The following is a 20,007-nucleotide window of genomic DNA, read 5'->3' on the forward strand; positions in this document are numbered from 1 at the left end:
CGCCAGGAAGCAATAGCCGACCAAGCCCCGCGACCACCAGCCCTGCCCCAACCTCACCAGGAAACGGACATCAGATCACGAACCGCCCTCTCAGACCTCGCGCCGTCACCTCGATGATGACGGCGACATCGAAGACCGCAGCCGAAAGATCCACTATGCCCCTGCAGATCACGGGGCCCACACGCGACGCCTGCTCGAAGGCCGCCGCGCGGAAAAGGGCATGCTTCTGGAAGGTCGACTCGCGGAAATCGGCATCGCCTTGGAATCTTGCCCCGTCGAACCGGCCGCCGCCCTGGAAGGTCGCTCCGTCGAACCGGCCGTTGCCCTGGAAGGACGCCGCGTCGAACGCAGCGTCACCCCCGAAAGTCGCCCTGTAGAAAACGGCGCCGCCCTCGAAGATCGCCCCTCCGAAGTCGCCGCGGCCCAGACGGGGCCGCCCGGTCGCGGGGTCGCGCACCGCATTCAGCAAGCTGTTCAGGAGAGGTGCGTCGAAAGTCGTACCGCGATGGTGGAGATCGCTTCCCGGGCTGAGGGCCGTCAGGTAGGCGTCGCGGTCAGCTTCGGTGAGGTGGGCTAGGCACCCGTCGTGCAGCTCCGGCTCGCCCACACCGCCGTCGACCGGCATGCGCAGCACGCGATGGCCCCGGCACCCCACCGGGTCCCCGCTCGGGTCGGCGCCGCGACCGCAGTACGGATAGTCAGGTGGCGCAGCCGAGTCGGTGGCGGTCATATCGTCCATGACGCGGCCGGCCCGATGCCGGTTGCCACGGCTCTGGAGCACCCGCTGGACAAGGCCGGCCTTCGGGGAGCAGCCCTCTGCGCCCCCTGATGTCAGCCATCTTGGGCTTCGGCGCCCACACGGTGCGAACGCGTTCAGTGGTGCTTCCAGTTGAGGGCCTCCCGCCTTCTTCCCTATATCCGCGCCTCCACTGCGCTCTCCGCCAAGCGGAGGTTCGTCTTCACCCGGCTACCAGCAGGAGGATTCGGGCGCCCCGAGCGCCTCGACGCGACGGGCAGCCCGCCGCGGACGACGGCGACGGGGCCGGACCTCTCCCGAGAGGACTTGTGGAGAAGTAGTCGGCGGCCCAGCACCCCCTTGACCCAGCGCGCTGACGTGCAATTTCCTTGCCCCCTCTGTTCCTTGCGAGGCAACCGGAAAGGCAACCTGAGGGGCGACCCGAGAGGCACGTAAAGGGGCAAGCCGAAGTGCAAGCTGAGAAGCAACCTTGATCAGCACCGTGACCGGCATGCCGGGCCGCGGGCTGTCCAGGAGAAACCGGGCCTCAGCTCAAGTCGACGTCGAGGTGGTCGATGTCGGTGACGGTCACCTCCAGGCCGACCGCGCGGCGGCCTCGGTCCTGGAAGTAGGCGTGCCCGAGGCCCGAGGCGAGGATGTCCCGCAGCTCTGCTGGAGCGGGCTCGGCGGAGCACAGCGCGCCGCCGGGCGTCGACGCCCCCCAGGCGATCACCCATGCGGTACGCGGAGACGCATCTCAGCGGTCGATCGGAAGTGCCCCGTCCAGACCGCTCTCGCGCAGAATGCGCCGGACAGTGTCGTCCAGGGTGCTGTCAGCGTTGATGACGCTCTCCATGTCGCCAGGCAGCAGGTCTCTCTCCCGGTACCAGTCGTTGAGGTGGTCGGGCGTGACGTGTTGGAGGTATTGGGCGTCGGCTTTGGTCGCGTGCCGGCGCACTGTCTCCTCGTACGGCACGTCGAGGTAGTAGCAGCGCGAGACGCCGTGGTGAGCGCGCACCAGGTCCTGGAGCATGGGGCCGTAGCGGTCGGCGTACAGGATGCCTTCGATGACGACGTGAAAGCCGTTGTCGAGGGCGTAGCGGGCGGTGAGGTCGATCAGGCCGATGTTGGCGCCGCCGGGCCGGTCGCGTTCGCGCAGCACGATCCGGCGCAGGTTGTCCTGTGCGACGATCGCGAGGTTGCGGCCGAACTTCTCGCGCAGGCCGGCCGCGATGGACGACTTCCCCGAGGCGCTGTTGCCGCGGAGCACGATCAGGCGCGTGTCGCTGGTCCCCACGGTGCCGTGCGCGGCCTCAGTCACCGCGGCTGACCTGGATGCGGCTGTCATGGAAGCTCCCTTTCCTTGACCAGGCGGAACCGGCGGTGGGCCTCCAGGCGCTCCGCGTCGGCCGTCTCCTCGCCGCGCTGAACGCGGGCGTCGCCAGACTTCACGAGTTCCGTGGGAGCGAGCCGGACGTCGTCGGCGTCCTGGCCCGTGGCTCCCGCAAGCCGGTCCAGGGAGGTGAGGGTCTGTGTCGGTTCACCCAGATCGTCGACCAGGTGGTTGATGAGGGTGTCGAGGAGCGTGCCGGTGCGCATCATCCAGCGGATCCCGTCGAGGCGCTCGGTGAGTGCGGGGTCCGGGGGGCAGCAGGTCACCGGGCAGCGGCAGCGCGGCGGGCATCGACCACCGGGTGCCGCCCGGCGCCTCCTCGCGGCGGGCCAGGCCCCACGTCAGGAAGAGCTCGGACAGGTCACGCACGGTGGTGGGCACCGGGAAGCCGGCCGTCGTCAGCATGGTGCTGAACTGCTCCCAGCGGGCTGCCTCGCATGCCTCGCGGCCCTCCGTCGCGGCCTCGGGGTCCCATTCCTCATCCGGCCAGGAGAAGGTGAGTGCGCCGTCGAGGTCGCCGCCGATCATGTCCCAGTGGCCGTCGAAGATCTCGTGTACCAGGTCGTCCAGGGAGCCGGTGAAACCGGGCTGGCACGCCGTCCCGATCAGCAAGCCCTGCCGGGGCAGGACGTGCTCCCCGGCCCGACATCCACCAGTTGTTGGGCATCGCCAGGTCCCGGCGCGGCGCCGCGCCGGCCTCGATCGGGCGATATCGCTGGGGGCGGAGAACCCGCCGCCGATCTCCGGCCGTCGTCGGTAGATGACTTCGCCATGAGTTCGGCGATCACCTCCGAACTCAGGCCGGTGACCTGGTGACTGCGAATGACCGCTGCACGCATCGGGTTCCCCACCACGCAAACCATGGTCCGCGATCAAGGTCTCGACGTGCCACTTCCCACCATGCACGAGCTCGTTAGGGGTAACGAAGGCGTACCAGGTGCTCGGCGGCGGGTGCTGCTTCAGGCGCACCGATGCGGCGGTAGATGCTTACCGCCTCGCGGAGATCTGCCAGAGCGGCCTGATCTGAGCCGGAACGCGTGTGGCAGAGCGCGGCTCCCCTGAGGGCATGTGCCTGGTCAAGCGGAGAGCCCACGCGGCGGGCCACTTGCAGGGCCTCACGGTAGACGGCGAGTGCGTCCTCTGCTGCGACGGTGTCGGCCCGGAGCGCGCCGGTGGCGTTGAGCACGCTGGCTTCGCCCTGGCCGTCGCCCAGCCTGCGGAAAAGGGCTGTGGAGCGGCGGAGCAGTTCGTCCGCCGCCGGGTGATCGCCCGTCAAGTGCCGTACATGGGCCAGGTCGCGCAATGCATTAGCCTCCCCGTGCAGGTTGCCGAGGTCGCGGTACACGCCGAGCGCCCGCTGCTCCAACTCCGCTGCACTGGCGAGGTCGTCGGCGTCGGCGCGCAGGCGGCCCAGGTCGCGCAGCGCGTTGGCCTCGCCGAGGCGGTCGCCCAGGTCGCGGTAGAGGTCCAGTGCCTGCTCCTCCAACGCCCCCGCCATCGCGTACTCCCCGGTCAGATACCGGACACGGCCAAGCTCCCACAGCGCGTTGGCCTCGCCGAGGCGGTCATCGAGGTCGCGGTAGAGGCGAAGCGCCTGCTCCTCCAATCCGGCCGCTGCGCTGAAGTCGCTGGTGACGGCGCGCACGCGGCCCAGGTCCCGCAGCGCGTCTGCTTGGCCGAGCCGGTCACCCAGCTCAACGTAAGTCCGCAACGCCCGCTGCTCCAGCTCGGCCGCCACCGTGAAGTCGCCGCCGAGGTATCTGACGCGGCCCAGTTCCCACAGCGCGTCGGCCTTGCCTAGCTGGTCACCCGCCCGGTTGGCCGCGGCGATGGCACTCTGGTGCAGGGCGATGACCGTGTCCCTGGAGCCCCGGCGGCGCAGGAACGCGGAGATGGCGGCGGTCAGGCGGACGACACGGGTGTGCCGTGCGGTCTTTGAGGCGTATCGGATGCAGGCGAGGACGCCGTTCCGTTCGGTGAGCATCCATGCCAGTGCCTGCTCTGGAGTATCGAGGGCGGGGAGGGACAGCGAGCGGCCGGGAGCCGCAGGGCGCGTGCGCGGCGTGTCGCCGAGGAGACGGTCCGCCGTCTGCGCGGCGTGCTGATAGTAGTCCAGCAGCCGTTCCGTGGCCCCCTCGCGGTCCTGGGGCGGGTCCTGTTTCGCGAGGTTGCGGGCGTACGCGCGGACGAGGTCGTGGAAGCGGTAACGGCCTGGGGCAGGCTGGTCGATGAGGTGATCCTCAAACAGCGCCTCCAGGTCGCAGCGGGCCTGGGTAGGCGGGATGCCGCCCAGTGCTGCCGTGGCGTGCACGCTCATCTCTGTGCCAGGGTGCAGGCCGAGGCGGCGGAAGAAGCGCCGGCGGGTGGCTGGCAGGCCGCGGTAGGACATCTCGAACGCGGCGGCCACGGCCTTTCTGCTGGTGGCCAGCTCGTTCAGCCGGTCCTGCGCTTGCTGGAAGGCAGCAGCGAACTCAGCGACATGCGCCCCGCTGCGATGCAAGCGCCCGGCGAGTAGCGCGATCGCCAACGGGAGATGACCGCACTGCTCGGTCAGCTCGCCCACCAGTCGTGCGTCATCCCCGGCGGGTGAGAGCCGGGCCAGCTCGGTGAACAGCCGGACCGCCCGGTCCTGTGTCAGCGGGCGGAGTTCAAGGGCGTCGGCGCCTTCGAACGCGACGAGGCGGTTGCGGCTAGTGATCAGGACGAGCGAGCCGGGGGTGCCGGGCAGCAGCGGCTCGACCTGCTCCTCGGCCAGGGCATCGTCCAGTACGAGCATCACCCGCTTTCCCGCCAGCCGGTCGCGCCACTTCAAGGCGCGCCCGTCGAGTGTGGAGGGTACTTCCTGGGGTGCCAGTCCGCTGGCGACCAGAAGGGAGGCCAGGACCTCGGCGGGGTCGACCGGGCTCTGCCCTGGGGTGTAGGCGTGCAGCCGCACGAACATCTGGCCATCGGGATAGCGGTCCGCAAGGAGGTGGGCGGCGCGCGTCACCAGCGCCGTCTTACCCACTCCCGGCATGCCGTCGACGACGCACACCGACACCCGCCCGTCGCGGTCAGCTAGGCGCAGCAGACGGGAGAGGTCCGCATCGCGCCCGCTGAAGGAGACCACGTCACGGGGCAGCGTGTGGAGTGCGGCCATGGCTGGCGTCGGCGCTGCATGAGTCGTGACGTGTACGTCCCGACCCGCGATGTACGCGTGCGCCGCCCCGTGCGCGTGCGCCTCGATGACCGCGGGGGAAGGGGTGCCCCGGCTGTCGTCCGGGTCCGCTGTCATGCGCCGGTGATGTGCTGATCGCCGCCGGCCATGTAGACCCGCGCACTGTCGCGGGCTTCCGCGCGCATGACGACCGCGCGCGCCTGGTCCCCTTCGCCGGGTGATAGGGCAGGGACGAGGTGTTCGTCCAGCAGCCGCCTCAGCTCGAGGGCGAACGTGGGATCCTCGTCCAGGAGTTGCTGCAGGCGCAGCCGCCAGGTGCCCGCGAGAGCCTGCTCGGTCTCCGTGTCCACATCCGATCGGGCAGCCATCACTCGGGCGCGCAGCTCGTCCAGGTCGGTGCCTATGTGCGCTGCCTGCTGTGGACGCACCCGCCGCCACCATCCGGCGACGGCGTCGCGGACATGCTGCCAGCCGTCTGTGGCCGCCGCACTGACCAGCGCGCTGCCAGTGGCTAAGACGATCGGATCCATACCGCCTCCCGCACGCAGCGTGTCTCTTCAGTGACTCTATATGAGTTAGCCCAGTGCCATCAGACGGCGATGATGATGACGGTGGGCAGGGCGGTGACGTAGGAGAAAGAACCCCGCCGCCGGGACGGTCCGTGCGCTGCCTGATGATGCAGGGGTCCGCATCCGGCCGGGCTGGCGGCGAGGATTCGGGAGCAACACGTCACGAAGTACAGGTCGTCTGCCGGTCAACACTCCCCCGGCCTGTAGCCGGGCAGGGGGCGACCGCACGACAGGCCCGCCTCAGCCGCGGCCCGGTCGACGGACAGACCGCGGTGGTCCCCGGCAGCCGTGAACACCGCCAGTGGGGCCCGTTCGATCAGCTGCTTGACATGCTCTGCCTCCTCCTCTTCGGAGACGGGCGCGTGGCTCGTCATCCGCTACAGCGTGACCTGCGCCGCCGGATGGGGCCGGCTCTGGGGGGCGGAGATCGGGGACGCGATCGAGATCTCGGCAGCAGACGCCGAACCGCGCCGGGTGGTCGTCAGAAGCAAAGCCGACACGGACGCCTACCTCTTCACGCCGATGGTCGGTGTAAAGAGCCGGGACAGTCTGAAACTGTGCTTCATCCCAGCGGGCGAAGAAGACACCGAGTGCTTTGCGCCCTGACACCTATGCCCAGGACGGGCTGCATACCTGGCCAGCGCTGTCGGACTACGCCGACAGTCGCGGACCACAAGCACTGCTGCAGTTCTCTCCCAAGCCCGCCACCGTGGAGGCATGCTTCAGAGCCCACGGTCCGCTGCACCGGCCCGGCCGGCATGGATTCATGGCTGCCGGTGTATGTCGCAGCGCAGGACGCCGTAGGGCGTGCGGACCGAGGCGCGGACCCAGTCGACGCCCTCCGGCAGTTGCGGCCGGGCGCGCGCTGTGCGGCCCCAGCCGGGCTCGGTGGGGCGCAGCCCGGCCAGGGTGTGGAAGAGCCAGTCGTCGAGGGTGCCCAGGAAGTAGTGGCCCCTGGAGCGGGATTCCTCGCTCCAGTGCTCCCACAGTGTGGTCGCGCCGCGCTCGACCCAGTAGCCCCAGCTGGGATGGGTGACCCGGGTGGCGACGGTGTGCGCCAGCTGGAGGTGCCCGTAGGCGGTGAGGGTTGGCAGCAGGAACTTGGTGGCGAGCGCGCCGGTGGCCAGGTGGCCTCCGCGGGCGCGGATGTCGGCGGCCAGGGCGTCGGCGGTCCGGCGCGCGGTCGGGGGCGGCAGCAGCCGCAGGGCCAGCGCCAGCACGTGGTGGGCCTGGCGGAAGCCGGCGTCTCCCCGGCCCGCCACTACCGGTGCCCCGTCCCCGCCGCCCGGGGGTCGTACGAACGTGCGCCGGAACGCGGTGCGGATCCGGGCCGCCGTACGCCGCCAGCGTGAGGAGTCGGCCGGCCGGCCGAGGGTGTCGGCGGTGTCGGCCAGGGCGAGCGCCATGGCGTGCAGGAATGCCGTGGCTGCGACCCGGCGGTCCTCCGGCGGGTTGCCGCCTTCGGGGTCGGTGTCCGGGCTCACCCAGTCGCCGAGTGTGGTGTCGGCCAACCCGCCGGGGCTGCGGGCCAGTTCGTACTCCAGGTAGGAGACCATGTCGGGCCACAGCTCCGCGAGGATGCGGCGGTCGCCGGTGTAGCGGTGCAGCCACCACGGGCCGAGTATCAGCGCGGCGTGCCAGGTGGGGGCGGGCGACCAGTCCATGCGCCAGCCGCCGAAGGGGGCGATGACGGCCGGGGCGCCGCAGCCGTGCCGGGAGTCGGCGACGTCCGTGAGCCACTTGGCCACCAGTTCGTGAGCGTCGAAGTTGAGCAGGAACAGCTCGGTGCCCAGCATCCCGTCACCGGTCCAGCCGTTCTTCTCGTAGGCGGGGGTGTCGGTGGGCAGGTGGTGCAGGTTGTTGGCCACCGTGCGGCAGGTCAGCTCGTGCAGTCGGGTGAGCAGCGGGTCCGAGCAGGCGAAGCTGCCGGTGCGGCGGACCAGGGTGCGGGCCGCCTCCGCGGTCAGCGCGGGCGGCCCGGTCAGCCCGGGGGCCCGTACCTCCACGTACTGGAAGCCCTGGTAGGTGAAGCTCGGCCGCCAGTCGAGCGCCGGGTCGTCGAGGGTGACTCGGTGCGTCTGGAACCGCCCGTCGTAGTAGCCGCGGTCGTCTTCGGCGCGGACGGTGCCGTCGGGGTGGAGCAGTTCCCCGTGCCGCAGCTCGACCGTCGTCGGGCCGCGGCCGGGGGCGGCGGGGACCTTCATCCGTACCCAGCCCGCCAGCACCCGCGGGAAGGCGAACACCCAGTGCCCCGGCGCCCGTTCGGTGATGGATGCCGGGGCGAGGGTCTCGGTGACCCCGATCGGGGGCTGCCGCTGGTGGCAGAGGCGGCCGCGGGGGCCCGGCACCACGCGGGCCGGGCGCCAGGCCGCATCCTCGACGTGGTCGTGGGTGGCGTAGCCGGGCCGCTCGTGGCGGATGTCGTAGTCCTCCCCGGCGTAGAGGTCGTCGGCCCGGGTGGGGCCGTCGACGGTGTGCCAGGAGCCGTCCGAGACCACCGTGCAGGTGGCGCCGGCCCCGTCCCGGGCCAGGAGCAGCAGGCGCATCCGGGGCGGTCCGTGCCACGGCGCTGTGTGCCAGTCCCAGGTGTTGCGCCGGGTCATGCTGTGGAAGCCGCGGCCCAGTTCGGCGCCGAGCGCGTGCCGGCCTGCCCGCAGCGCCGCCGTCACGTCGCTGACGACGTACTGGACGCGGACGTCGTAGTCGGTGAACCCCGGGCTGAGCAGGTAGGGCTGGACGGGCGTGCCGTCCAGCTCGACCCGGGCCCAGCCGCCCGCTGCCACCACCAGGTACGCCTCGACGGGCTCGAAGGGCAGGGTGAAGGGGCGGCGCAGCAGCGGGGCCGCTGTTGCGCCCTCGGGGCCGGCCAGCCAGGAAGCGCCGTGCCAGTCGCCGTCCACCACCCCGGTGACGAAGGTGGAGTCGGCGGTCAGCCGCCGACCGCCCACCCATACCTGGACCGTCCAGCGGTGGCGGCGCAGGGGGGCAAGGGGCGGCCCGCCGTAGGCGATCTCGGTGGTCCGGGTGGTCTCCACCCGGCCGCTGTCCCAGCGCACGCCGTCGCGGTCGCGCACCAGCAGCCGGTGGGCGAGGGGCGCGACCGGCCGCCCGGTGGTGTCGGTGACGAGCCACGCGAACCGGGGCACGACATCGATGCCGACGGGCTCGGCGGTGTGCTCGACGGTCAGCCCGCCCACCTTCACGCTCATTGCAGGCGGTAGTGGAAGACGGCGGTGGGCGGGTGCGCGACGCGCAGAACGTGGGCCTGGGCGCGGGCGTCGGCGAAGTAGGTCCGGTCCAGCGCCGTCACGCTCGCCTGCAGCGGCTTCTCCCAGCGGATGTCCAGGGTGACCCGGCCTCGCCGGAGGCGCAGGCCGCTGGCGGTGACGGTGCTGCCGATGCGCACCGGGCCGCTACCGATCCAGACCAGCTGGTCGTTCGCGCGCAGTACCAACGGTACTTGCTCGGTCGCCTCGCCGACGACGGTGAGGCGCCGGGTGATGGAGTGGTCGCTCAGCAGGGCGGCGCCGGTGACGTTGCCCTGCGGGCTGCGCCAGGTCAGGCCGAGGTCGCGGACGCCGGCGACCTCCTTCCCGGTCAGCTCCGCGCCGTCTGCCGGGTCGCCGTCGAAGTAGCGCACGGCGAGGTCCGAGGCGGCGTCGGTGGCGCCGTTCGGCAGCACGGTCGCCCAGCAGTCGGTGTTGCTGTTGTGGCCGCTGTGCACGAACGTGCCGGCGTCGGGGTGCCAGATGAGGGAGGGCCCGGAGCGGACGAGACTCGTCGCCTGGGGGCCGTAGTGGGCCATCGTGTAGTAGCCGGGGCGGCGTACGAAGAGGTAGTCCTCGCCGCCCGGGTCGCGGCGCAGCTCGGTGAAGCGGCGGGAAGCGAGGTAGGGCAGGGTGGCGATGGCGGCGGTCTTGGCGGCGGTGGAGGGGTAGCGCTCGCCGTAGGGGATGTTGACGAGGATGCGCGGGTTGGTGGCCCCGCGCTCCTGCTGCGGGACGGGGGCGGGGTCGGCGGCCCAGGCGGTGCGCTGGGCGGTGCGGTCCTCGGCGGTGGGGTAGAACGCGGCCATCGCCGGGACGAGCGGGGTGAACCAGGAGCCCAGATCCCGCTGCTGGGGCTCGGCGGTGACGTCGTCGAGGTAGTACATGGGGGTGCGCGCGGAGCCGGCGGTGTTGGCGATGAAGCCCGCGCCGTCCGGCTCGCGGACCAGGTTGTAGCCGAGCCAGTCGGCCAGCCGTTCGACCATGGCGACCAGTTCGGGCTTGTCGTGGTGGTCGAGGATCTCCACGATTTCGGAGAGGGTGACGTTGAGGTTGTAGGCGATGTCCATGCCGCGTGGCTCGTAGAAGTACCCGGCGGGGCTCTGGCCGCGGGCGGCGATGTCCGCGATCCGGTCGTGCAGTTGCGCGCGAAGGGCCGGGGCGGGATCCAGGTGCAGCGCGAGGGCGGCCCCGGCGAGACCGGCCATGGGCTGGTTGACGAACTCGATGGGCCCGTGCTGCCAGACCCCGGTGTTGCCCGGGTCGAGGAACCAGGTGACCGCCCGGCGCAGCGCGGCCGCGATCGCCTGCTGCGTCTCGGGCAGGTGCCCGGTGCGCCGCAGGTCCTGGAGGGTCTTGGAGAGGTAGCCGAGGGCGAAGGCGGTCGCCGCCCGGGAGTGCTCGTCCGCAGCGTACTCGGGCCAAGAGCCGTTCTCGTGCTGGAGCGAGAGGTAGTGGCCCAGTGCCGCGTCCAGCCGGGCCAGCAGCGCGGGATCGCCGTGGTACGGGTTCCAGGGGCGTTCGGTGGTGGCGAACCAGGCGAGGGTGCGTACATGTTCCTGGATGCGGGCGTTGAAGGGCTCGGTGGGGGTGCGCCACCATCCCCCGGCCATCCAGCCGTGCTGCTCGGAGCCGTCGGTGACGATCTCGTTGACCATCGGCGCCAGGGTGGCGAGGTAGGGCGCGAGCCGCTGTTCTGGGTGGCTGAAGAGGCTGCGGTCCGGCGCCCCGGCGGGCAGCGGCGCGATCGTGGGCAGGCCGGCCTCGGCCGCCGTGGGCTGGTCGGCGGGCGGCTGGGCGGCGAAGGTCGCCGGTATCGCCCCGCCGGTGGCGGTGAGCAGCGCTCCGGTGCCCGCGCCGACCAGCAGGGTGCGGCGGGAGAGTCCGGGCATGAAGCGGCCCGTCCCGGCCGCGGGACGGGAGGGGCGGCCGGCGGGGAGGTGGGACGGTGTGGTGGGTTCGGCCATGGTGGTGTCCTTTCAGCCCTTCAGCCCTTCAGCCCGGAGGCGAAGCCCTTGATGATCGTTTTCTGGAGGAGGAAGTAGACGAGCAGGATCGGCAGGATCGCGAGGACCATGCCGGCGAAGATCACGCCCCAGTTGGTGCTGAACTCGCCGCGGAAGGCGAAGATGGCCACGGGGAGTGTCTGCTGATCGCTGCCGCCGACGTAGAGCAGCGGTGTGAGGAACTCGTTCCACACGTTGATCGCGGAGATGATCACCACGGTGCCGGTGACCGGGCGCAGCAGCGGGAAGACGACGGCGAGGAAGGTACGCAGGGTGCCGGCGCCGTCCACCCGGGCGGCTTCCTCGTACTCCCGGGGCAGCGCCCGGGTGAAGCCGGCGTAGAGAAAGACCGTTATCGGCAGCTGACTGCCGATGTTGAAGATGATCAGTGAAGTGTAGGTCTGGAGCAGGTTGGCGTCGCGCATCAGCTGGTAGAGCGGCACCATGCCCAGCTGGAGCGGGATCATGATGCCCAGCAGGAAGAGCAGGTACGTGGCGTAGCTGACGCGGCTGGCGCGGCGGGCGAGCGTGTAGGCGGCCGGCGACCCCAGCGCGACGAGCAGGGCGACGCTGAGGACGGCGACGACGGTGGAGTTGAACAGCGCCTGGCCGAGCGCGGCCTCGCGCCAGGCGGTGGTGTAGTTGTCCAGGTGCAGCCCGGAGGGCGGGCCCAGCGGGTCGGCGGCGACCTGGTCCGGGGTTTTCAGGGAGATGCTGAGGAAGACGTAGAAGGGGAATGCGAACAGCACCCCCGCGCCGATCATCGTCAGCTCGCCCAGCGCGGCGCGCGCCCGGCGGATGCCGCGCTTGCCGGTGCGGCGGTGCGGGGCGCTCATGTGTCCACCTCGAAGCGTCTCAGCGTGCGCAGCTGCACCATGGCGAAGGCGAAGACCAGCATGGTGAGCACCAGGGCGATGGCCGCGCTGTAGCCGAACTCGCCGGAGACAAATGCCTCCTTGTACATGACCACCGCCAGCGTTTCGGTGGCGTAGCCGGGGCCGCCGCCGGTCATGGCGAAGACCTGGTCGAAGAGTTTCAGGCTGCCGATGAGGGTCAGGGACAGCGCGATCGTGGTCGCCGGCAGCAGCAGCGGCAGGGTGACCGAGCGGAACCGCTGCCAGACCCCGGCGCCGTCGATGGCGGCGGCCTCGTACAGTTCGGCCGGGACGCCCTGGAGGCCGGCCAGGTAGATGACCATGGTCAGTCCGGCGTTCTGCCAGATGATGATGGCGATCACCGAGCCGAGCGCGAGGGAACCGTCGCCCAGCCAGTTCTGCTTCAGGGCGCCCAGGCCCACCTCGTCCAGGGCGGTGTTGAGCGGACCGGTGGGCGTGAGGACGTACTGCCACAGGAAGCCGATGATCAACGGTGGCAGCAGCGCGGAGGCGAAGAAGAGGGTGCGCAGTACGTTGCGGCTGCGCAGGCGGGTGTTGAGCGCCAGGGCCAGGCCGAGCCCGGCCGCCGTCTGGACGACCGTGCAGGCCGCGGCGATCAGCAGGGTGTTGACCAGGGCGGAGCGCGCGGAGTCCGCCGTCAGCAGCTGGCGGAAGTTGTCCAGGCCGACGAAGTTCGCGCCGCCGGCCCGGCCGGTCCAGTCGGTGAACGCGTACAGCCCGCCGGCAACCGCCGGGTAGAGGATCACGACGCCGTAGATCAGGAGCGCCGGGAGAACGAAGAGATAGGGTGCTCCGGCACGGCCGGGGCTGCGCGGGCCCCGCCCCCTGTCCGGTCGCCGGCGGCCTCGTCCGACCGCGGCCGGACGAGGCGGTGCGGAGGCGGTCACGGGGCGCCCTTCGCGTACTGCTTGTCCATCTTGCGCAGCAGCTCCGGGACGTCGATCTTCCCGTCCAGCAGCTGCTGCCCGGACTGGAGCAGCGTCTGCTGGGTGTCTCCGTTGGTCCACAGGTAGTTGGCGTAGGGTGCGGTACGGCCCTCCTCCACCAGCGGGAGCACCTCGGCCAGCGGGGAGTCCTTCGCATCCGGGGTCTTGCCGAGGCCGGGCAGGACGCCCAGGGTCTTTGCGTAGCGGTCCACGTTCTTCGGTCGGGAGAGGAAGTCGAGGAACTTCTTGGCCTGCGCCACCCGCGGTGAGGCGGCGTTGACAGCGAGGAAGTCGGGGGCGGTGGGGAGCATCGTCGCCCCGGGGTCCTCATCGGCGGGCAGCGCGAAGAGGCCGAACGTCTCAGCCCCGTCGGGTGCGTAGTCGTAGAGCTGGGGGAGCCCGGCCGAGACCAGCAGCGTGATCCCCGCCTTGCCGCGGGCCAGTTCCTGCTGGGCCTGGTCGGGTGGGGTGCCCAGCGCGTGAGGGGTGAAGTACTCCGACAGCTTGGTGAGCTTGTCGAAGACCTCCGTCCACGCGGGCTCCTCGGCGAAGCTCGTCTTCCCCGCGCGCATCCGCTCGTCGAGGTCGGGCTGCTCGGCGTGGACGAGGGTCCCGGCCAGGGCGTAGACGTAGAACTGGAGGTAGATGCCCTCGACCAGCCCGGCGGCGATCGGAGTTTTGCCCGCCTTCTTCAACGTCTCGCAGGCGTCGAGGAGTTCGCTCCAGGTGGTGGGCACCTCCAGGTCCAGCTCGGCGAAGACCTCCTTGTTGTAGGCCGCCACGATGGCGTTGCGGCCCACCGGGTAGGCGACGGTGCGATCCCCGGCCTGCGCCAGCACGGCGGTGCTGTCGTCGAGCCGGTCCGCCCACGCGGAGTTTGAGAGGTCGGCCAGTTCGTCGGTCTGGCCGAGCACGCCCGCCGAGACCGGGCTGGAGTATCCCGGGGAGACGCGTATGACGTCGGCCGCGGTACCCGAGGTGAGTTGGACGCGCAGCTGCTGGTTCAGCTCCTCCGCCGCGGCGTGGGAGGCGTCGAAGGTGACACCCTCCTGCTTCTCGTAGGCGGCGTACAACTCCTTCAGTCCGGTGTTCTGCTCCGGACTGGTGTAGGCGGACAGGGTGGTGGATGTGCCGGCTTCGTCGCCGGACCGGACGAATCCGCAGCTGGGCAGGGCAAGGACGGCGGCCACTGCGGCTGCGAGTGCGACCCGGACGCGGGGGCGCCGTCTGGCTCGGACGCTGGTGCTCATTTTTTCCGTTTCTCCTTCACCGGCGGGGCGGGGCTGGGCGGGATGGCGGGATGGGACCGACCGGTCCGGTGGGCGGCCGCGGGGCGACCGTGACGTCCCCGGGGACGATCGCGCCGGTGGCTCGCAGGGTGCGGTGGATCGCGGCGACAGGGACGTCCTGGACGGGGGTGTCCGTCGCCGCGGAGAGGGCGGCGACCGTACCGGCCGCCTGGCCCGTGGCCATGCACGAAGCCTGAACCCGGTAGGCCGAGTTGGCCTCCTGGTCCCCGGCCACGGACCGCCCGGCGACCAGCAGCGCCCCCGGACCGTCCCGGGGCACCATGGCGTCCCGGGGAATGGTCGGCAGCACTCCGTAGTCCAGGGGGCGGATGTCGACGCCGTCGCCGTCGGAGCGGTGCACGTCGATGGGGTAGAAGCTGTAGGAGACGGCGTCGTCCCACAGACGTCCGCCGCGGTAGTCGTCGACGGTGACCCGGGCGAGGCCGTCGATGGTGAACGTCTCCCGGATGCCGGTCTCCACCGCCCAGGAGTCGATGGTCAGCCCCTCCAGGCCCGGTTGTGCGCGCAGGAACCGGAAGATCCTCAACAGGGCGCGGCGACCGGCGAGTTCGGCCTGGGTACGGGTGTCGCTCGTACCGCCGTCCACGCCGGTGACGTGGATGGCGTTCTCCCCGCGGTGGCGCAGCAGCTTGCCCAGGGGATGGACGGCCGACTGGAAGTCCTCGGCTCGCAGGACGCCTTCGGCCAGCGCCGCGTCGTAGGCCCGGTCGAGGGCGGCGAGATCGAGATCGTCCACAGCGAGGTGGTCGTAGCCGCCGAATCGCACCATCAGGGTGCCCGGCTGCTGCCGCGGATTGCGCCGCCGGGCGAGTCCGGCCAGCGCCACCACGTCGGCGTCGCCGGTGCAGTCCACGAGGCGGCCGGCCCACACCTCGCGCAAGCCCTCCTTGCCGCAGAGGACCACGCGCCACCGGGAGTCGGTCCACTCGACCTCGGCAACCATCGTGTGCAGCAGCGGCTCGGCCCCGGAGACGAGGACGGTGCGGTCGGCGAGCGCGGCGTAGACGGCGGGGTTGACGGGCACCTGGAGCCGGTAGTGGGGCAGGTCCCAGCGGGAGAAGTCCGGCAGCGCGGTGCCGCCGACCTCGGCGGCCTCGCGCACCAGCCGCCAGCCGATCCCGGCGATGATCTGGTGCCCCCAGGCGTGGAAGAGGCCCGGCAGCGCGACGCCGGCGACCGTGGTCGTCCCGCCCAGCGCGCCGTTCTTCTCCACCAGGCCGGTGCGTGCGCCCAGTCCGGCGGCCTGAGCCGCAGCGCAGATACCGGCGGGGCCGCCGCCGACGACGAGCACGTCGAGGTCCTCACGCACGGTGGCCCCGCTCGTCGTCCGGGGCGCCCAGCAGGACCGACAGCTCGGCGGCGGACGCGGTGGTCGCCGCCCGCAGCCGCTCCTCGTAGGCCGGGGAGCGCCGGGCCGAGGGGTACCCGAGGCAGAGCGCGGCGACGACCCGTCCGCTGTGGTCGCGCACCGGCGCGGCGATCCCGCAAACCCCGGTGACCTCCTCCTCGTGGTTGGTCGCTACGCCCCGCTCGGCCACCGCCGTCAGTTCCGCCAGCACCGTCTGCCGGTCGAAGGCGGTACGCCCGGAGGCGAGCAGCCGGTCCCGCTCGGCCTCCGGCAGTCCGGCCAGCAGCACCTTGCCCGCGGCCGTGTGGATGAGCGGTTCGACCGGCTCGGACGCCGAGCGCATGGTGGTGGGGTTGACATTGAGCAGCTGCGGTCCGACGAGCACGCTCACGTCCACCCGGCGGCCGTGCTGGAGCGTGGCCAGCTGCACGGTCTCCTGGCTTGTCTCCCACAGCTCGCGCAGCACCGGGGCGGCCACCGCACCGAGGTCGTTCTGGAGCGTGTAGGTGCGGTTCAGCTCGAAGAAGCGCGGGCCCAGTACGTAGCGGCGGGAGGACTCGATCTGCACGACCAGCCCGTGCATCACCAGCGCGGAGAGCAGGGTGCGGCCCGTGGAGGCTCGCAGCCCGACCGCATCGGTGGCCTGTGTCAGCGCGATCCCGGCGGGGCCGGCTCCAGCCACCGCCTCCAGCAGGGCGGCGACCCGGTCGATCGTCTGAATCGGGCTCTTGACAGCTCCGGCCTGTTGAAGCTTCGGCCGCACCTCGTCGTCGCTCATGATCCCCGTTCTACAAAATAGAAGGCAGTTCGACTTTGTCGCAGGGACACACCTTGGCACCACGGCCCCTGCACGACAAGAGGTCGGACCGAAACGTTTCAAGGGAGCCCGGGGCCGTTCCAAGGCTGTTCAGAGGCCACGCCGGGCAGCAACTCACCCGCCGGCGGCGGACGCTGACCGCTGCGCCCGGGAGCGGTGCGCTCCCCGGCCGGGCGCACGCAGAAACGCCCTTGGGCCGTTCTCCCGGCGCGAGGATCGGGACAGATGGGGCGCGGCGGACCGGCGGGCGGCCGGATGCGCAGCCCTCGCCGGACGGCTGTGGGTCGGGCCGGCGGATGAGTGGGGCCGGAATCAGGCCAGGTACGCGCGGGCCTTGGGCGCGAGCGCGCAGCGGGCGGCCGGGAGGGCCCGGGAGGGGGCGATCATCATGAGATGGAACGCAAGAGAGCGAACGAGGCACAGGGTTCCGGCACGTGGTGCCGGAACCCTGCCCATGGGCAGCGCGGTGGTGCTACCGCCGCGCTCCCGCCAGTTCGCCCGCGGTGACTCGTCGGTGTTCTCCACCGTGAAGCCGTCGCCGGTGAACGTGCCCGGACCCGCAGCGAGAAGGGCGTCCGCCGGGGCGGCAGGCGCCTCCAAGCCGCAGCCTGACCCACCCCGGCGAAGCCCGTACGGTCACAGCACTAGCTTCGGTTGCGCATCATCGACATCAGCAGCCCGTGCGTCTCTTCGTCGGCGGCGGCCACAAGCCCACGGCCTGCCTCACCTATCGGGGCACCGTCGATGCCGGTGACAACGCAGCCGGCAGCCCGGCACAAAGCGATACCGGCCGCGAAATGCACGCTCTTGGAGAGGTCGCCGCCATCGGTGACATACGCGGCGCGCTTGCCGGCAGCCACCCAGGCCAGCGCCAGCGTCGTGGATACGACACGCGGCCGGAAACGTTCGACGAACTCAGAGCGGGCCAGCAGATCCACGGCCCGGAATCCCGGCGCGCCCGGGAACGGCGGATCCAGGTTGACGTCCACCAATCGGGTAGCGGGCGTGGGCGTCAGCAGTGCGTCCTCGGCCCCGTCATGCCGCACCCAGGCGGTCTGCCCGTCGGTGAAGAAGACCTCGCCGCTGAACGGGTCGGCCACGGCCGCCGCCCCCTCGCGCAGCGCCACGTTGACGGCCACCAGCATGGTGCCGACGGCGTAGTTCAGCGTGCCGCACAGGGGATCCACCAACCACTGACGCACAGCGCCGGCGGCACCCTGCTGCCCGCCTTCCTCGCCGAGCACAGCGTCATCGGGCCGTGCGACACGGATGACGTTGAGGATCGTCTTCTCGGCCTCCACATCGGCGGCGGTGGCAAAGTCCCCGGCACCCTTGTCGATGCGGTTGAGCCGCTGGCCGTACATACTGCGAACCACCTCCGCGCCAGCCAGCGCCCCGGCTATCGCGACCGCAGCATCATCAGAGTTCGCGTATGAGTCGATCACGCCGTGCAGACTATCGGGGAGAAGCTACCGCCCCGGCGAACCTTCCCCGTCAGAGCACTAGCTACGTCCCTTTCGGCCCGGTGGGTTGGTCACAGGCGCGGCAGGCGCTGGCGTTGCGGATCGTCGCGGCGCCGGCCGCAGCGGGAGCAGGTCGGCCAGCCCAGGCAGGCCACGCACGGGCCGGGAGCCTCAGACTGGCGCAGGGAGCACGGCCAGGGGCAGCAGCCCCGCCTCAACCGCGGCCCGGTCGACGGACAGACCGCAGTAGTCCCCGACAGCCGTGAACACCGCCAGTGGGACCCGTTCGATCAGCTGCTTTATGCGCGGATCGATAGTTGGTCCCGCGCGGGTCCGGAATCTGCAAGCCGCAGCCCGGTCGGGAGGTCGTCACTGGGCGGTCCAGCCGCCGTCGACGGTCAGGAGGGCGCCGGTGACGAAGGCGGCCGCGTCGGAAGCGAGGAAGGCGACGGCTTCTGCGACCTCGTCGGGGCGCCCGATCCGTCCGATGGGGTGGGCGGGGCCGAATGAAGCGAGCATCTCGCGGCCGTTGTCGACGACGCCCTCCATGATGTCGGTGTCGATGACCCCGGGGAGCACGGCGTTGGAGCGGATGCCCTTGGGGCCGCCCTCGATGGCCAGCACACGGGTGATCTGGGCCAGGGCGCCCTTGGATGCGGCGTACGCGGTCTGCGTGGCGAAGGCGACCAGCGACGAGACGGAAGCGATCGAGACGATCGCACCCGCCCTGCCGCCGGTCTCCATGGCGCGGAACGCCTCACGAGCCTGCACGAAGTTGCCGCGTGCGTTGACGCGCAGGATGTCGTCGAAGTCTTCGACGGTGGTGTCCGTGACCGGCTTGTTCAGGGTGCGGCCGGCGTTGTTGACCAGGATGTCCAGCGAGCCGAAGCGGCTGGTCGCGAGCATCGCGGTGGCCCGGGCGTGGTCCTCGTCGGCGACGTCGCCGACGAGGGCGGCGATGTTGTCGGGGTCCTTCGCGGCGAACTCCTCGACGGCCTCGGACCGGTCGGTGACGACCAGCCGGGCGCCACGGTCGCGCAGCAGGGTGGCGGTGGCGTGGCCGATGCCGCGGGCGGCTCCGGTCACGACGGCCACCCGTCCGGTGAGATCCCAGGCGGCGGGGAGGGCAGGGTGGTGCAAGGCGGTGGTCATGGTGTCCTTCGGTCGATGTGGATGGGTGTCAGCGCCGCCGGACAGGGCGTACGACGATCTCGTTGACGTCGACGCCGGGCGGCTGGGCGAGGGTGTAGGAGACGGCGTCGGCGATGGCGCGGGGCTGATCGTGTGGGCGCGGTAGGTGCGCATGGCCTCGGCGGCGCCGGGTCGGTGACGGTGCCGGCGAGTGCGGAGTCGACGACCCCGGGTGAGACGGTGGTGCCCCGGGTCGAGGGATCGGACTTCTGGCGCAGGCCCTCGGTGATCGCCCAGGCCGCGTACTTGGTGGCGCAGCAGACGGCGCCGGTGGGCACGACCTCGTGGGCGCCGACGCTCGCGGCGGTGACGAAGTGCCCCGAGCCCTGCGCGGTGAACACCGGCAGCGCCGCGGCGATGCCGTGCAGCAGGGCGCGTACGTGCACGTCGATCATCCGGTCCCACTCATCGACGAGCAGGGGGTCCAGGCGCGACAGGGACGTGACCCCGGCGTTGGCGACGAGGACGTCGACGCGGTCGTGGCGCTCCGAGCAGCCTGGGCGAAGGCCGCGACGTCCGCGCGGTCCGTCACGTCCAGACGTGCCGGCTGCAGGCCGCCGCCGGAGCGGGCGGCCGACTCGGCCGTGCGTTCGGCCAGTTCCTTCAGTCGACCGGTGCGGCGCGCACCGGCCACCACCAGGTGCCCCTCTGCGGCGAGCCGTGCGGCGACGGCCTCGCCGATGCCGCTGCTGGCGCCGGTGACGAGGACGACCTTGCGGCCGGCCGGCTCGGCGGGCTCGCGTTCTGGTTGCTGCGCGCTCATGGCCTCGAGGCTGGCCCGGCCGGAGCGCCAGCGGGAGAGGCGGCGTTCTCCTGGGTGCAGCGCACCCAGGCAGGACGGCCGGGCCCGGGCCTGAACGCCGGACGCGACGTCCGGGTACAGCCGAGACGTGGCTGGGCGGGCGCCACGGGGGGGGTTCGGCGGCCTC

Annotated in this window: 18 protein-coding genes and 1 pseudogene; 1 reads left to right on the forward strand and 18 read right to left on the reverse strand. The window is 71.5% G+C overall.

What is annotated here, in order from left to right; translation table 11 throughout:
• Window positions 1-70 precede the first annotated feature (70 nt).
• The 7 genes from I003_RS33315 to I003_RS36210 all read right to left on the reverse strand — a co-directional run bounded on the left by I003_RS33315 (window position 71) and on the right by I003_RS36210 (window position 5,816).
• The gene (locus I003_RS33315) at window positions 71-730 is read right to left on the reverse strand and encodes a pentapeptide repeat-containing protein (RefSeq protein WP_486584395.1); all 660 of its coding nucleotides are present in this window, start codon (window positions 728-730) and stop codon (window positions 71-73) included.
• Window positions 731-1,283: 553 nt separating this feature from the next.
• Entirely contained in the window at window positions 1,284-1,469 is a 186-nt protein-coding gene (locus tag I003_RS0126475) for a hypothetical protein (RefSeq protein WP_027774265.1), read from the reverse strand.
• A 24-nt stretch (window positions 1,470-1,493) separates the two neighbouring features.
• On the reverse strand, window positions 1,494-2,084 hold the full coding sequence (locus I003_RS0126480; RefSeq protein WP_051368506.1) for an AAA family ATPase: 591 nt from the start codon (window positions 2,082-2,084) through the stop codon (window positions 1,494-1,496).
• Window positions 2,081-2,338 (reverse strand): DUF6042 family protein, encoded by a 258-nt coding sequence (locus tag I003_RS37090; protein ID WP_486584396.1) that lies wholly within the window; start codon window positions 2,336-2,338, stop codon window positions 2,081-2,083. Before I003_RS37090 ends, I003_RS0126480 begins: the two co-directional genes overlap by 4 nt.
• Window positions 2,277-2,741 carry a DUF6042 family protein gene (locus tag I003_RS37095; RefSeq protein WP_486584397.1) on the reverse strand — a complete coding sequence of 155 codons (465 nt, stop codon included), beginning with the start codon at window positions 2,739-2,741 and terminating at the stop codon, window positions 2,277-2,279. The genes I003_RS37090 and I003_RS37095 overlap by 62 nt, the downstream gene beginning before the upstream one ends.
• A 301-nt stretch (window positions 2,742-3,042) precedes the next feature.
• Entirely contained in the window at window positions 3,043-5,403 is a 2,361-nt protein-coding gene (locus tag I003_RS0126490) for a tetratricopeptide repeat protein (RefSeq protein ID WP_027774267.1), read from the reverse strand.
• The gene (locus tag I003_RS36210; protein WP_027774268.1) at window positions 5,400-5,816 is read right to left on the reverse strand and encodes a hypothetical protein; all 417 of its coding nucleotides are present in this window, start codon (window positions 5,814-5,816) and stop codon (window positions 5,400-5,402) included. Before I003_RS36210 ends, I003_RS0126490 begins: the two co-directional genes overlap by 4 nt.
• A 327-nt stretch (window positions 5,817-6,143) precedes the next feature.
• Between I003_RS36210 and I003_RS0126505 the strand changes: the two genes are divergently transcribed.
• A complete protein-coding gene (locus I003_RS0126505; RefSeq protein WP_078564399.1) occupies window positions 6,144-6,461 on the forward strand; it encodes a DUF2690 domain-containing protein in 318 nt (105 codons plus the stop codon).
• Window positions 6,462-6,619: 158 nt separating this feature from the next.
• On the opposite strand, the gene I003_RS33325 is transcribed toward I003_RS0126505, so the two are convergent.
• The 11 genes and pseudogenes from I003_RS33325 to I003_RS33345 all read right to left on the reverse strand — a co-directional run bounded on the left by I003_RS33325 (window position 6,620) and on the right by I003_RS33345 (window position 19,841).
• Window positions 6,620-9,064, reverse strand: coding sequence for a family 78 glycoside hydrolase catalytic domain (locus I003_RS33325; protein WP_106966346.1), 2,445 nt, complete (start codon window positions 9,062-9,064; stop codon window positions 6,620-6,622).
• Window positions 9,061-11,088, reverse strand: coding sequence for a hypothetical protein (locus I003_RS33330; RefSeq protein WP_051368510.1), 2,028 nt, complete (start codon window positions 11,086-11,088; stop codon window positions 9,061-9,063). The genes I003_RS33325 and I003_RS33330 overlap by 4 nt, the downstream gene beginning before the upstream one ends.
• 20 nt (window positions 11,089-11,108) lie before the next feature.
• Entirely contained in the window at window positions 11,109-11,963 is an 855-nt protein-coding gene (locus I003_RS0126520; RefSeq protein ID WP_078564402.1) for a carbohydrate ABC transporter permease, read from the reverse strand.
• Window positions 11,960-12,769 carry a carbohydrate ABC transporter permease gene (locus I003_RS33335; RefSeq protein WP_486584398.1) on the reverse strand — a complete coding sequence of 270 codons (810 nt, stop codon included), beginning with the start codon at window positions 12,767-12,769 and terminating at the stop codon, window positions 11,960-11,962. Before I003_RS33335 ends, I003_RS0126520 begins: the two co-directional genes overlap by 4 nt.
• Before the next feature lie 137 nt (window positions 12,770-12,906).
• A complete protein-coding gene (locus I003_RS0126530) occupies window positions 12,907-14,199 on the reverse strand; it encodes an ABC transporter substrate-binding protein (protein WP_037721808.1) in 1,293 nt (430 codons plus the stop codon).
• Between the two features lie 16 nt (window positions 14,200-14,215).
• The gene (locus I003_RS33340; RefSeq protein ID WP_051368512.1) at window positions 14,216-15,568 is read right to left on the reverse strand and encodes an FAD-dependent oxidoreductase; all 1,353 of its coding nucleotides are present in this window, start codon (window positions 15,566-15,568) and stop codon (window positions 14,216-14,218) included.
• On the reverse strand, window positions 15,561-16,385 hold the full coding sequence (locus tag I003_RS0126540) for an IclR family transcriptional regulator (protein WP_027774273.1): 825 nt from the start codon (window positions 16,383-16,385) through the stop codon (window positions 15,561-15,563). Before I003_RS0126540 ends, I003_RS33340 begins: the two co-directional genes overlap by 8 nt.
• A gap of 351 nt (window positions 16,386-16,736) precedes the next feature.
• Window positions 16,737-17,024 (reverse strand): hypothetical protein, encoded by a 288-nt coding sequence (locus tag I003_RS35770; RefSeq protein ID WP_027774274.1) that lies wholly within the window; start codon window positions 17,022-17,024, stop codon window positions 16,737-16,739.
• A 44-nt stretch (window positions 17,025-17,068) separates the two neighbouring features.
• Window positions 17,069-17,869 (reverse strand): inositol monophosphatase family protein, encoded by an 801-nt coding sequence (locus tag I003_RS0126550; protein WP_027774275.1) that lies wholly within the window; start codon window positions 17,867-17,869, stop codon window positions 17,069-17,071.
• 387 nt (window positions 17,870-18,256) lie between these two features.
• On the reverse strand, window positions 18,257-19,039 hold the full coding sequence (locus I003_RS0126555) for a glucose 1-dehydrogenase (RefSeq protein WP_037721810.1): 783 nt from the start codon (window positions 19,037-19,039) through the stop codon (window positions 18,257-18,259).
• A 28-nt stretch (window positions 19,040-19,067) separates the two neighbouring features.
• Window positions 19,068-19,841: pseudogene (locus I003_RS33345) on the reverse strand (SDR family oxidoreductase).
• Window positions 19,842-20,007: the final 166 nt, after the last annotated feature.

Source organism: Streptomyces sp. CNQ329 (assembly GCF_000482585.1).

Excerpts from the sequence above, each read along its gene's own strand:
- I003_RS33315 (WP_486584395.1), bottom strand. The coding sequence starts at position 730 with ATGACCGCCACCGACTCGGCTGCGCCACCTGACTATCCGTACTGCGGT.
- I003_RS0126480 (WP_051368506.1), bottom strand. The coding sequence starts at position 2,084 with ATGACAGCCGCATCCAGGTCAGCCGCGGTGACTGAGGCCGCGCACGGC.
- I003_RS37090 (WP_486584396.1), bottom strand. The coding sequence starts at position 2,338 with ATGATGCGCACCGGCACGCTCCTCGACACCCTCATCAACCACCTGGTC.
- I003_RS0126490 (WP_027774267.1), bottom strand. The coding sequence starts at position 5,403 with ATGACAGCGGACCCGGACGACAGCCGGGGCACCCCTTCCCCCGCGGTC.
- I003_RS36210 (WP_027774268.1), bottom strand. The coding sequence starts at position 5,816 with ATGGATCCGATCGTCTTAGCCACTGGCAGCGCGCTGGTCAGTGCGGCG.
- I003_RS33325 (WP_106966346.1), bottom strand. The coding sequence starts at position 9,064 with ATGAGCGTGAAGGTGGGCGGGCTGACCGTCGAGCACACCGCCGAGCCC.
- I003_RS33330 (WP_051368510.1), bottom strand. The coding sequence starts at position 11,088 with ATGGCCGAACCCACCACACCGTCCCACCTCCCCGCCGGCCGCCCCTCC.
- I003_RS0126520 (WP_078564402.1), bottom strand. The coding sequence starts at position 11,963 with ATGAGCGCCCCGCACCGCCGCACCGGCAAGCGCGGCATCCGCCGGGCG.
- I003_RS0126530 (WP_037721808.1), bottom strand. The coding sequence starts at position 14,199 with ATGAGCACCAGCGTCCGAGCCAGACGGCGCCCCCGCGTCCGGGTCGCA.
- I003_RS0126540 (WP_027774273.1), bottom strand. The coding sequence starts at position 16,385 with ATGAGCGACGACGAGGTGCGGCCGAAGCTTCAACAGGCCGGAGCTGTC.
- I003_RS0126555 (WP_037721810.1), bottom strand. The coding sequence starts at position 19,039 with ATGACCACCGCCTTGCACCACCCTGCCCTCCCCGCCGCCTGGGATCTC.